Source organism: Streptomyces avermitilis MA-4680 = NBRC 14893 (assembly GCF_000009765.2).
In the GTDB taxonomy this organism is placed as follows: domain Bacteria; phylum Actinomycetota; class Actinomycetes; order Streptomycetales; family Streptomycetaceae; genus Streptomyces; species Streptomyces avermitilis.
The window spans coordinates 1,845,886-1,858,054 of sequence record NC_003155.5 but is presented as its reverse complement, the minus strand read 5'-3'; the positions used below and the strand labels follow the sequence as shown (position 1 = coordinate 1,858,054).

At 71.8% G+C, this 12,169-nt stretch carries 11 protein-coding genes; 4 read left to right on the top strand and 7 right to left on the bottom strand.

Annotation, left to right across the window (positions count from 1 at the left end; genetic code table 11):
• Nucleotides 1-76: 76 nt before the first annotated feature.
• The 3 genes from SAVERM_RS08040 to SAVERM_RS08030 all read right to left on the bottom strand — a co-directional run bounded on the left by SAVERM_RS08040 (nucleotide 77) and on the right by SAVERM_RS08030 (nucleotide 4,358).
• A complete protein-coding gene (locus tag SAVERM_RS08040) occupies nucleotides 77-1,150 on the bottom strand; it encodes an AEC family transporter (RefSeq protein ID WP_037645936.1) in 1,074 nt (357 codons plus the stop codon).
• 124 nt (nucleotides 1,151-1,274) lie between these two features.
• Nucleotides 1,275-2,978 (bottom strand): NAD-dependent malic enzyme, encoded by a 1,704-nt coding sequence (locus SAVERM_RS08035; RefSeq protein ID WP_037645939.1) that lies wholly within the window; start codon nucleotides 2,976-2,978, stop codon nucleotides 1,275-1,277.
• Between the two features lie 237 nt (nucleotides 2,979-3,215).
• Nucleotides 3,216-4,358 (bottom strand): WD40/YVTN/BNR-like repeat-containing protein, encoded by a 1,143-nt coding sequence (locus SAVERM_RS08030; protein ID WP_010982951.1) that lies wholly within the window; start codon nucleotides 4,356-4,358, stop codon nucleotides 3,216-3,218.
• Between the two features lie 237 nt (nucleotides 4,359-4,595).
• Here SAVERM_RS08030 and SAVERM_RS08025 point away from each other — a divergent pair, with 237 nt between their 5' ends.
• Both SAVERM_RS08025 and SAVERM_RS08020 read left to right on the top strand, forming a co-directional pair.
• Entirely contained in the window at nucleotides 4,596-5,225 is a 630-nt protein-coding gene (locus SAVERM_RS08025; protein ID WP_010982950.1) for an Rv1733c family protein, read from the top strand.
• 80 nt (nucleotides 5,226-5,305) lie between these two features.
• Complete coding sequence (locus SAVERM_RS08020; RefSeq protein WP_010982949.1) at nucleotides 5,306-6,217, top strand: adenosine kinase; 912 nt, start codon at nucleotides 5,306-5,308, stop codon at nucleotides 6,215-6,217.
• A gap of 196 nt (nucleotides 6,218-6,413) precedes the next feature.
• Here SAVERM_RS08020 and SAVERM_RS08015 read toward each other — a convergent pair whose 3' ends face one another.
• Nucleotides 6,414-7,493, bottom strand: coding sequence for an NADH:flavin oxidoreductase/NADH oxidase (locus SAVERM_RS08015; RefSeq protein WP_010982948.1), 1,080 nt, complete (start codon nucleotides 7,491-7,493; stop codon nucleotides 6,414-6,416).
• Nucleotides 7,494-7,609: 116 nt separating this feature from the next.
• On the opposite strand from SAVERM_RS08015, the gene SAVERM_RS08010 reads away from it, so the two are divergent.
• Nucleotides 7,610-7,969, top strand: coding sequence for an ArsR/SmtB family transcription factor (locus SAVERM_RS08010; RefSeq protein WP_010982947.1), 360 nt, complete (start codon nucleotides 7,610-7,612; stop codon nucleotides 7,967-7,969).
• Here the strand turns inward: SAVERM_RS08010 and SAVERM_RS08005 are convergent.
• Nucleotides 7,955-9,310 (bottom strand): nucleobase:cation symporter-2 family protein, encoded by a 1,356-nt coding sequence (locus SAVERM_RS08005; protein WP_010982946.1) that lies wholly within the window; start codon nucleotides 9,308-9,310, stop codon nucleotides 7,955-7,957. The genes SAVERM_RS08010 and SAVERM_RS08005 overlap by 15 nt on opposite strands.
• A gap of 125 nt (nucleotides 9,311-9,435) precedes the next feature.
• Nucleotides 9,436-10,782: an FAD-dependent oxidoreductase gene (locus SAVERM_RS08000; protein WP_010982945.1), complete on the bottom strand. Its 1,347-nt coding sequence runs from the start codon at nucleotides 10,780-10,782 to the stop codon at nucleotides 9,436-9,438.
• A 203-nt stretch (nucleotides 10,783-10,985) separates the two neighbouring features.
• Here SAVERM_RS08000 and SAVERM_RS07995 point away from each other — a divergent pair, with 203 nt between their 5' ends.
• On the top strand, nucleotides 10,986-11,450 hold the full coding sequence (locus tag SAVERM_RS07995) for a DUF6214 family protein (protein ID WP_010982944.1): 465 nt from the start codon (nucleotides 10,986-10,988) through the stop codon (nucleotides 11,448-11,450).
• 9 nt (nucleotides 11,451-11,459) lie between these two features.
• Here the strand turns inward: SAVERM_RS07995 and SAVERM_RS07990 are convergent, their stop codons facing one another.
• Nucleotides 11,460-12,098 (bottom strand): DUF305 domain-containing protein, encoded by a 639-nt coding sequence (locus SAVERM_RS07990; protein WP_037645943.1) that lies wholly within the window; start codon nucleotides 12,096-12,098, stop codon nucleotides 11,460-11,462.
• Between the last annotated feature and the right edge of the window lie 71 nt (nucleotides 12,099-12,169).

Sequence of the window (12,169 nt, the reverse complement as noted above, 5' to 3'; positions counted from 1 at the left end):
GGTGGGCTCACTTGGCCTGCCAGGAGGGGAGTGGTCGGACCCGGGCAGGGGCGAAACGACGGCCCTGAGGCCGGAGTCAGCCGATCAGTTCGATGAGCAGCGGGAGGGTGACGAAGGAGAGGAGCAGGCTCAGTACGACGGCGGAGCCGATGGTCCGCACGTCGGCCTTCGAGCCGTGACGGGCGGCGAACATCAGAGGGACGGGGGAGACGGGGAACGCGACGATCAGCGCGGCCTGGGCGGCGTCGGCCGCGGAGGCCATGGCCAGACCCGCACCGTAGACGAGCAGCGGCAGGACGACGACGCTGGTGAGGGCGATCGCCCACACCGCGGGGGTCAGCTTCGGGCGGCCGATCCGGGACACGGAGACGCCGACATACAGCAGCGCGGCGGCCGACGCGGCCCCGGCGAGCAGGGTCAGCGAGGTGCCGGCGACCTTCGGCACACCGACCCCGCCGACCGACAGGATCAGACCCAGGACCGGGCCCCAGCAGAACGGCTCGCGCAGCGCGTGCCCGACGGTGCGCAGCACGGAGGGACGGTGCTCGGGCGACGCGTCCCCGGCGGCCACCGGGGCGGCGGCTTCCACGGATTCCCCAGGCGCGCCGCCGCCGACGGTCACCAGGGCCGGCCGCCGTACCGCGGAGGTGGCGGCTGCCGCGGTCGCGGCTGTCCGGGACGCCGGGTGTTCCGGCATGCCGAGCAGTATCAGGACGACCGGGTCGAGGACGACGTTGACGAGGATGCCCGCGACGGCGATCGGCACGGCGGCCTGCGCGGTACCGAACAGGCCCCCGAGGATGGACGTACCCATGAAGGCGTACTGCGGCTGGACGCACGCCAGTGCGAACAGGGCCGCCCGCCGCAGCGGACGACGGCCGGCGAGGCGCAGGACGCCGAGCAGGACGGCGTACACCCCGAGCAGCCCGAAGGCGAGAAGGCCCACCAGGGGCAGCTGCTCGACCAGCACCCGCCGCGGTGTCTGCCAGATGCTCAGCAACAGGGCGGCCGGAAGGGCGAGTTGCATGGTCAACTCGCGCAGCGCCTGTGCTCCGCCGGCGTCGAAGAGCGCGCGGCGGCCGGTGCCGTAGCCGACCGCGATGACGAGGAAGACCGGCACCACGACGGTGAAGATCTCGGCGAAAGACATGGCTGGGTCCATCCTTCGAAAGGGGGAGGCGCGACCGCGCGGCCCGGCGACGGCATGTCGGAGAGGCGAGTTCCGACGGTCGTCGACTCTTACGGGAGTGGGCTGATCCGTGGACCGGCGTCCGTCAGACGGCCTCGATCGGCGGGTACTCCGGCTGCCACATGGCCGCGCGGACCCGCTCCTCGACCGCGTCGTCGACGGTCTCCCGGGCGACGCCGTCCTCGACGGCGGCGCGGGCCACGGCCACGGCCACCGCGGCGGAGGTGTCCCGCAGCCGGTCGATCAGGGGCAGCACCGGCACGCCCGGCGCCGTGGCGTCGGTCTGCTCCGCGACGGCGCGTGCCGAGGCGACGAGCATGCCGTCGGTGATGCGCTCGGCGCGGGCGACGACGGCGCCCAGCCCCAGGCCGGGGAAGACCAGCGCGTTGTTGGCCTGCCCGATGTGGTGGGTGACGCCGTCGACCTCCACCGGGTCGAAGGGGCTGCCGGTGGCGATCAGCGCTTGGCCGTCGGTCCAGGTCAGCAGGTCGGCGGGGACGGCCTCGGCCAGCCGGGTGGGGTTGGACATGGGCAGGATGATCGGGCGGTCGGTGTGCGCGGCCATGGCGCGGACGATGTCCTCGGTGAAGGCCCCGCCCTGCCCGGACGCGCCGATCAGGACGCTCGGGCGCACCCGGTCGACGACCTCGGCCAGCGGAACGCCGCCGAGGGCGTCGTCGCGCCGCCAGCCGGCGATCTCGGCGCCGCGACGGACGTAGCGCAGCTGGAAGTCGTGCAGCCCCTGCTGGTCCTCGGCGAGCAGGCCGTGGCGGTCCACGGCCCAGATGCGGTCGGTGGCCTCCTGCGGCGTCAGCCCGTCGGCGATCAGGGCGTCGCGGAGCTGGTCGGCGATCCCGATGCCGGCGGTACCGGCGCCGAAGAGCACGACGCGGTGGTCGCGCAGCGGGACACCGCCGGCGCGCACACCGGAGAGCACGGCGGCCAGGTTGACCGCGCCGGTGCCCTGGATGTCGTCGTTGAAGGTGCGGACCTTCTCGCGGTACCGGTCCAGGATGCGGCGGGCGTTGGCCGGGCCGAAGTCCTCCCAGTGCAGCAGGGCGTCGGGGAACAGCTCGGTGGCCGCGGTGACGTACGCGTCGATGAAGGCGTCATAGCTCTCCCGGTCCACGCGCGGGTGCCGGTTCCCCAGATAGAGCGGGTCGTCCAGCAGCTCCTGGCGGTTGGTGCCCACGTCCAGCATCACCGCCAGAGTGCGGGCCGGGTCCACGCCCGCGGCGGCGGTGTAGACGGCGAGTTTCCCCACCGCGATGTCGATGCCACCCACCCCCCAGTCGCCGATGCCGAGGATCGCCTCGCCGTCGGTCGCCACGATCAGGTCGACGTCGTCGGCGCCCAGCCCGGACGCGCGCAGGGTGCGCTCGATGTCCTCGGGCGCGTCGACCGACAGGTACACGCCGCGCGGGCGGCGGTACTCATAGCTGTAGCGCTCGATCGCGGTGCCGACGGTCGGGGTGTACACGATGGGCAGCATCTCGGCGAGGTGGTCGCCGAGCAGCCGGTGGAACAGCACCTCGTTGCGGTCGCGCAGCGCCGTCAGATACACGTTCTTGGCGAGGTCGTTGGGCTGGGAACGGAACTGCGTGTAGGCGCGGGCGGCCTGCTGGTCCTGCGTCAGCACCTGCGGCGGCACCAGACCCACCAGGCCCAGTTCCTGCCGCTCCTGCCGGGTGAAGGCGGTGCCCCGGTTCAGCCGCGGACTGTTCAGCACGGCGTGTCCGCGGGCGGTCGTCCGGATGCGACCGTCCACGGCGTTCCACTGCGTGCCCATGAGTACTCCAAAACGGTCGGGGGCGGGGACACCGACCAGCCTGGGAGAACACGGATGCATGCGTCCAATGCCTGGTATTCACATGATCCATAACCTGACGGAATTCGACGGCCTGAAGTGCGGTTTTGTGGAGGAGACGACGCCGTCAGGCGGTGCGACTGTGACGGACGCCGCCCCTCCCGACGGCCCTCCGAGGCGATCGGTCCGCGACCGAAGGTGACCGGGGACTCGCCCGCCTCACCCGACCACCGCCGCGCGTACGCACAGCACGTCCGGCAGATGCGAGGCCAGTTGCCGCCAGCTGTCGCCGTCGTCCGCCGATGCGTACACCTCTCCGTTGCGATTGCCGAAGTACACGCCCGCCGGGTCCGCGTCGTCCGTGCACAGCGCGTCGCGCAGCACCGTGCCGTAGTGGTCCTCGTCCGGCAGCCCGGCCGTGAGCGGCTCCCAGCTTTCGCCCGCGTCCGCCGTGCGGAAGACACGGCATCGGCGGTCCGCCGGGACACGGTCCGCGTCCGCGTTGATCGGGAAGACGTACGCCGTGTCCCCGCGGTGCGGATGGGCGGCGGCCGCGAACCCGAACGTGGACGGCAGGCCCTCGCCGATGTCCGTCCAGTGGCCGCCCGCGTCGTCACTTCTGTACACCCCCCAGTGGTTCTGCAGATACAGCCGGTCCGGAGTCGCCGCGTCCTGTGCGATCTTGTGCACGCACTGTCCGAACTCCGGGTTCGGATCGGGCAGGAACACCGCGGAGACCCCGGAGTTGGACGGTGCCCAGCTCGCGCCGCCGTCGTGCGTGCGGAACACGCCGGCCGTGGAGACGGCCACCGTCACGGCGCTCGGGTCCCGCTTGTCGGTGATGACGGTGTGCAGGCCCTCGCCACCGCCGCCCGGCACCCATCTGTCGCGGGTGGGGTGCTCCCACAGGGGACGTACGAGCCGGAAGCTCTCGCCCCGGTCCTCGGAGCGGTACAGCGCGGCCGGTTCCGTACCCGCGTACACCACGTCCGGCTCGGCGGCCGCCGGGTGCAGCTGCCACACCCGCTCCAGCGAAGCGCCCGTGTCCTTGGGGAACTTGACGGCCGGCTGCGGTGGCTCGGTCCAGGTCCGGCCCAGGTCGTCGGAGTGGAAGACGGACGGGCCCCAGTGCGCGCTGTCCCCGCCGACCAGCAGCCGCGGCGCCTTGTCCCGGGTGTCGATGGCGACCGAGTACACGGCCTGCGCGTTGAAGTACGGGCTCTCGTCGAACTCCCAGGCGCCGCCCCGCCGCCGTCCGACGAAGAGCCCCTTGCGTGTGCCCACGGTGAGCAGTACCTCGGCCATGGCGGCCACCTCCGCAACAACGTTGTTCCAGATACGGGCCAGTCTGCACCCCACCACTGACAGTCACCTCCGGACGCGTCGTTCCGGGAGGTCAGGGCGGTGTTTCCGGCAGGCGGCGGGAGGGGGACGGGACGGCGTCGCGGCCCTCGAAAGAGCCCTTGCCGAACCGGCGGGACTGTCATCGGGCCCTTGCGGGCAGACGAGTTGACGGACATCACGTGAGCACGAGGGGGACGGCTCGCGTATGGGAGGGCGGTCCGGCGTGTCCGTGAGTTCGTGAGGAGGGTGCCATCGATGTCGGCATTCCGTGGTCCCCAGGCATGGAGGTCGCGATGGCGGCGCAAGCCCCTGGCGCGATGGCGGCGCAACCCCCTGTGGCGATGGCGGCGCAACCAGCTGCGGCGCCGCAGCGACGTGCTGGAGGCGTGGGTCCTGTTCTCGGCCTGGACCGTCACCGTGCTCTGCGGTGTGCTGACGGGGCTCGCGGCGGCACACTCCGTCGAGCAGGGCCTCGCCCGGGAACGCGCCGAGTGGCGCCCCGTCCGCGCCCTGGTCGCCGAGGACGCGCCCGAGTCGTCCGCCGCGGCCTCGTCCGGCGCCGACCGGGTGTGGGCGAAGGTCCGCTGGACCACGGCGAACGGTTCGACGCACTCCGGCCAGGCGCGCGTCGCCGCCGGCAGCGCCACGGGCACCCCGGTGACCGTGTGGACGGACCGCGACGGCCTTCTGGTGACCAAGCCCGTGCCCCCCTCCGAGGCGCAGGTGCGCGGCGTCACGGTCGGCCTTCTCGTGGGGGTCAGCGCGGCGGCCGGGCCGTTCGTGGGCGGGCGGCTGGTCCGGGGACGTCTGGAGCGGCGGCGGATGGAGCGGTGGGACGAGGACTGGGCACGGTTCGGGCCGATGTGGGGGCGTAAGACGGGCTGAGAGCGGATCCGGCGTTTTTGCCCGGGTAGGCTGCCCGTCGTGGATCTCGTGGTCCTGAACTCACCGGCTGGGGGAGCGCCTTGAGCAGTGAAATCGACGTCCTTGTCCTGGGAGGTGCCGGGGTCGACACGATCGTGCAGGTGCCCGAGCTGCCGCTCCCGTACGCGGACAGCTACATGGTGCCCGCGATCGAGACCCGGGCGGGGCAGACCGGCGACTTCGTGGCGGTCGGCGTGCATGCGCTGGGGCTGCGCACGCACCACATCGACATGATCGGGGACGACCGGGAGGGCGACCTGGTCCGCGCGCTCCACCGCGACCGGGGAATCGGACTCACCGAAGTGCCGCTGTCCGCGGGTACGAAGCGGGCGGTGAATCTCGTGGGCCCCGACGGGCGCCGCCTGTCGCTGTACGACGACAGCCGCGCACCGGACGAGGAGCGGCTGCCCCCGCCCACGGTGGCCGCCCTGGCCGCGGCGAGCCGGCACGCCCATGTGGCGATCACCCACCCCTGCGCGGACGCTCTTCCCACGCTGCGCGAGACGGGGGTGAGCATCTCCACCGATCTGCACAACTGGGACGGTGTCCAGGCGTATCACGAGGCGTTCGCCCACGAGGCCGACATCGTGTTCCTGTCGACCACCGCCCTGGCGAACCCGGAGAAGACCATGCGGCAGATCGCCGAGCGCGGCCGGGCCCGGGAGGTCGTCGCCACGGCGGGGGCCGAAGGGGCGTATCTGCTGGCCGACGGCGAGGTGACACACATCCCCACCGTCACACCCCCGGCCCCGGTGGTGGACTCCAACGGGGCGGGCGACGCCTTCGCCTCGGGCTACCTCTTCGGCCGGCTGGCGGGCGAGCCACCCAGGCGCTGCGCCCTGTACGGTTCGATCGCCGGAGCCTACGCCTGCACGGTACCGGCGACGAGGGCGGACGCCATCGGCCGGGAGCAACTGCTGGCCACGGCAGCGGAGTTGACGAACAGGCCGTAGCCCACGAGCACGGTGGCCGACGACCCCAGCCGTAACCGCACACCGCGCGGGACTCCTCGTCGGCGACCCGCCCCGGCCCCCCACCCGGCCGGCCGCCGCCGTCGAGCAGGGATCCCGGGCCGCCCGGGCATCGGCATCGGCGTCGGCGTCGGACGCGCGATGTCACGCCCGGGCGTCGGACGTCGGGCGCGCGACGTCAGACGGAGCGGTGGTACTGGGCGGGGACATGGACGTCGCCGCCCAGTTCCCGGGCCGCGAGCCGGGCGAACGACGGATTGCGCAGGAGTTCACGGCCCAGCAGGATCGCGTCCGCCTCCCCGTTGGCGAGGATCTTCTCGGCCTGCTCGGCGTCCGTGATGAGGCCGACGGCGGCCACCGGCAGGGAGGTTCCGGCCTTCACCCGGGCCGCGAAGGGGACCTGGTAGCCGGGCCCGGTCGGGATGCGTACACCCGAGGCGTTGCCGCCCGTCGAGACGTCGAGGAGGTCCACGCCGTGCGCCTGGAGCTCGGCCGCGAAGCGGACCGTGTCGTCGGCGGTCCAGCCGCCCTCGTCCAGCCAGTCGGTGGCCGAGACGCGGAAGAACAGCGGCTTCCCGGCCGGCCACACCTCCCGTACGGCGTCGACGACCTCGAGGGCGAAGCGGACGCGGTTCTCGTACGAGCCGCCGTACTCGTCGGTGCGGCGGTTGGAGTGCGGGGAGAGGAACTCGTTGATCAGGTAGCCGTGGGCGCCGTGGATCTCGGCGATCTCGAAACCGGCCGCCAGGGCGCGCCGCGCCGCGTCCGCGAACTGGCCGACGATCTGCCGGATCTCGGCGACCGACAGTTCGGTCGGCACCGGGTGCCTCTCGTCGAACGCGACCGGGCTCGGTCCGAGCGGCTGCCAGCCGTGCTCGTCGGCGGCGAGCGGCGCGCCGCCCTTCCAGGGGCGGTCCGTGGAGGCCTTCCGGCCGCCGTGTGCGAGCTGGATCGCGGGCACCGTGCCCTGGGCCGCGAGGAAGCGGGTGATCCGGCGGAACGCCTCGACCTGGGTGTCGTTCCAGATGCCGAGGTCGTACGGGCTGATGCGGCCCTCGGGCGAGACGGCGGTCGCCTCGACGACGATCAGGCCCGTGCCGCCGGTGGCGCGCGCCGCGTAGTGCGCGAAGTGCCAGTCGTGCGGGGCGCCGGCCGCAGGGCCCTGTGGCGCCGCGGAGTACTGACACATCGGGGCCATCCACACCCGGTTGGGGATGGTCAGATCGCGCAGGCTGTAGGGCTCGAAGAGCGCGCTCACAGCGGACTCCCTTCATCGCGGGACGGTGTACCGGCTCGTACGGTAGGCATCGTAGTACGGGAGATGTCAAACTACGAGGGTTCTCGTACAATGGGGTTCCGACCATTGGAGCCGCCGTGACGACCGCCGCCCCGACCGCACGCAGTCGCGCCCTCGCGCACCCCGCCCGCGAGGAGATCCGCCTGGAAGCCGTGCTGCACGCGCTGTCCGACCCGATGCGGCTCCAGATCGTGCGAGAGCTCGCCGCCGATGGCGACGAGCTCTCCTGTTCGCACTTCGACCTGCCGGTCACCAAGTCCACCACCACGCACCACTTCCGGGTGCTGCGCGAGAGCGGAGTGATCCGGCAGATCTACCGGGGCACGGCCAAGATGAGCGGCCTGCGCAAGGACGACCTGGACGCGCTGTTCCCCGGCCTCCTCGACAGCGTCCTCACCGCGTGCGCCCACCAGGCCGACCGGCTAGGCGGTGCCTGAGGCCTCGTCGGGCTCGGCGGCCTTCGCGGGCGAACCGGCCTTCCCCGGAAGGTGGTTGAAGAGCAGATTCAATACGATCGCAGTCAGGCAGCCGGCACTGATGCCGCTGTTCATGACGGTCTGGAACCAGTCCGGGAACTGCGCGTAGATCGTCGGCACCCCCACCGGCAGCATCCCCACCGCCACCGAAACGGCCACCACCGTGAGGTTGTCGTTGTCCTTGAAGTCGACCCGCGCCAGCGTCTTCAGCCCGCTCGCGGCGACCGTTCCGAACATCACCAGGCCCGCGCCGCCCAGGACCGGCGCCGGTATCGCCGCGACCACCGCGCCCAGCTTGGGCAGCAGGCCCAGCAGCACCAGCATGCCGCCCGCGGCGGCGACGACCCAGCGGCTGCGCACCCGGGTCATGCCCACCAGGCCCACGTTCTGCGCGTACGCCGTGTACGGGAAGGTGTTGAAGACACCGCCGAGGACGGTGGACAGGCCGTCGGCCCGCAGCCCGTCGGCGAGCATACGCGGCTCGACCCCGCGGTCCGTCATCTCGCCGACCGCGATGAGGTCACCGGTGGTCTCGGTCATCGTCACCAGCGCGACCACCAGCATCGACGCGATCGCGGAGGCGTGGAAGGTGGGCGTACCGAAGTGGAAGGGCGTGCTGATGCCGAGCCAGTCGGCGTCGCCGACCCCGCCGAAGTCGGTGAAGCCGAACGGCACCGCGACCGCGAGCCCCACCACGATGCCGATCAGTACGGCGATCCGGCTCAGGAACGCCGGCGCGAACCGCTGCACGCCCAGCACCACCAGCAGCACGAATCCGGCGAGCGCCAGGTTCTTCGGCTCACCGAAGCCCTTCGCCCCCTGGCCGCCCGCGGCCCAGTTGCCCGCGACCGGCAGCAGCGAGACGCCGATGATCAGGATCACCGTGCCGGTGACGAGCGGCGGGAAGAACCGCAGCAGCTTCCCGAAGACCGGAGCGAGGAGCGCGATCGCGAGGCCCGCGACGATCACGGAACCGTAGATCGCGGGCAGTCCGCCGCCCGTCGTGCCGATGAGCACCATCGGCGACACGGCGGCGAAGGTGCAGCCCTGCATGATCGGCAGCCGTACCCCGAAGCGCCAGAAACCCACGCACTGGATGAGCGTCGCGATCCCGCACACCAGCAGGTCGGCGGTGATCAGATAAGCCAGGTCCGCGGCCGACAGCTTCATCGCGCTGCCCACGATCAGCGGAACGGCCACCGCGCCCGCGTACATCGCGAGAACATGCTGGAGCCCGAAGGCGGCCAACTGGCGTATGGGCGGGACCTCGTCGACGGGATGCACGGATGCGGTCGTTGCCATGGGCACTCCAGGAGCGGCGGGCGGGAACGATGGGGACAGCACGAGACCGTAAGGGTCTTGAACAGTTTGTTGATTTCCGGATTGTTGCCGGAGTGTGTCCCGGTCGACGCCCCTGCAAACACCTGCTAGTGCGCCGCGGTCCCCGCAGCTGCCGCCCGAAGTGCCGCCCAGTCGGGAAGCTTGACCACGTTCCGCCCCAGTGATGCGCCCAGCTCCGCCTCGGCGCGCTCGATGGCCTGCCACCCCGCCCACTCGACCGGTCGCAGCCCCTCCGCACGCAGCACCGCCATGGGATCGTCCGGCACCTCCCGCCGTACGAGAACGGGGGCGTCCGCGAGCAGCGAGGTCACCGTCTCCTTGGCGCAGGGCCGGTTGGTGCCGATCACGCCGGTCGGACCGCGCTTGATCCACCCCGCCACGTACTCGCCCGGGGAGACCGCTCCGTCGCGCAGCACGCGCCCCGCGAGATGCGGCACCGTGCCCTGCTCCGCGTCGAACGGCAGCCCCTCCAGCGGCACCCCGCGATAGCCCACGGACCGCAGCACGAGCTGCGCCTCGATGTCCTCGTACTGCCCGGTGCCCGCCACCCCGCCGCGCCCGTCCGGCGCCGTCCGCTCGAAACGCACCGCACCCACGTGCCCGCCGCCGTCGAGCAGTTCGACGGGCCGCAGGAAGAACCGCGGCCGGATACGACGCGGAGCGCCCTTCGGCGGCGCCTCGGCCCATGCCCGCAGCACCTCCACATTGCGGCGCTGGGCGGCGGGCAGCCCGGAAGGATCGGCGTACGCCGGATCGAGCGCCAGCTCCCGCTGGTCCACGACGACATCGGTGTCCGGCAGCGCGCCCAGCTCGCGCAGCTCCTTGGTGGTGAAGCGGGCCTGCGACGGACCGCGCCGTCCGACCATGTGGATGTCGGTGACCCGGCTGGCGGCCAGTGCCGTGAGCGCCGCCTGGGGCATGTCGGTGGGGCTCAGCTCGCTCGGTCCGCGAGCCAGAATCCGGGTGACGTCCACCGCCACGTTCCCGACGCCGATCACCACGGCCGACCGCGCCCCGCGTACGAAGCCGTCGGCGACGGAGTCCGGGTGGGCGCTGTACCAGGACACGAACTCGGTCGCCGACCAGCTCCCGGGCAGTTCCTCGCCCGGGATGCCCAGATGGCGGTCGGTGGCGGCGCCCACGCAGTAGACGACCGCGTGGTACAGCTCCCGCAGCCGGGTGGCCGGCACCCCGTCCGGGCCGATCCGGACGCCGCCGAGGAAACGCACCCGCTCATGTTCGAGGACCGTCCGCAGATTGTTCTGCAGGGACTTGATCTTTTCGTGGTCGGGCGCCACCCCGTAGCGCACCAGGCCGTACGGGCACGGCAGTCGGTCCAGGACGTCGACGCGCACCCCGGAGTCCTGCTGGACGAGGCCCTGGGCGGTGTAGACCCCGCTCGGCCCCGAACCTACGACGGCGACATGCAGCACGGCGGGACTCCCTGCTTCGGCGGAGGTCGCTGATGGCTCCAGGATCGCACCGCGGACGCCCCGAAGGGAGGGGGAAGGTGTGGGCCTGTCGTGTATCTGCTCTGCGTGCCGATTCGCATTGAATGTGATCATTTGCTTACGTTGCGTATGTGCTGGAAGAATCCTTTCTCAATCTTTCTGATCGCGATCGACCGGACGGCGCGGTGTCCGTTCGGCGCGCGTGGGAGGTGCGGGAGCACGAGGTCACCACGTCCTGGTTCGACGTCTGCCTGGCCTTCGCCGACGGGGCCCGGGTCGACGTCCTCGCGGTGCTGGCCGAGGGGGGTGTCTTCGTCGAGGACGTACGCGCCCAGCCGCCGCTGTCGCTCGACGACCTGACGGCACTGGCTGACTGGATCGAGGGCCCGCTGTTCGAGGCCTGCGGCGGGGAGCCCGGGCCGTCGGGCGAGCCGGAGGAGGCGTCGTCGCGCCATGCCCGGCCGGCCTGGCCGCGCGGCATCGAGGGGCGGCGCCTCGTCGCCGAGGAGTATCTCGCCGCCCAGGGCGAGGGGATCGACCCGGTGCTCGCGGTGATGTGCGCGACCGGGCACAGCCGCCGCAGGGCGCTCAGGCTGATCGCCGGGGCGCGTGACGCGGGATTCCTGACACCACGTCACGTCCGGCGCTGAGCGTGGCTGTCATGGCAGGTCGCGCATCCGGCCGAGCTCGCTGGTCTGCTGCGCGATCACATCGTCGGCCATCTCCTCGATCTGGATGTTGTTGCCCTGCGACTTCACCTCGGTGGCCATGGTGATCGCCCCGTCGTGATGCGTGATCATGAGCGTCAGGAACAGCTCGTCGAATGCCCGGCCCTTCGCCGCCCGCAACGTCTTCAGCTGTGCGGCGCTCGCCATGCCGGGCATCGTGTCGTGTGCGTGCGAGGTGCTCTTCCGCTCGCCGCCGTGCGACTTCAACCAGGCTTCCATGGAGGCGATTTCGGGCCCCTGCGCGGCCGCGATCCGCTCGGCCAGTCGTTTCACCTTGCCCGACTCGGCCCGCTTCGGGGCGAGTTCGGTCATCTCCAGGGCCTGGGTGTGGTGCTCGATCATCATGCGTGCGTAGGAGAAGTCCGCCGTGTTGGGGGAGTCGTCGTCGGTCCGCCGCTTCGCGGCGTCCTCGGCGGAGAGCGTCTCGTTCGCGTCTCCGGGCTTGCCGGGCACGATCACCGAAGGGCCGCTCGCCGCACCGGACTTGACGTCCGTGGGGGAATCCGATCCGGAGTCGCATCCCGAGAGCGCGAGCGCCACGACGGCCAGTGACACCGTGGCCCAAGTCATTTGGCGGACACGGCTGTTGAGGGCGCGAGAGGGATCAGGAACGTTTGTGACGAGTACGTTGCCACCTGTTG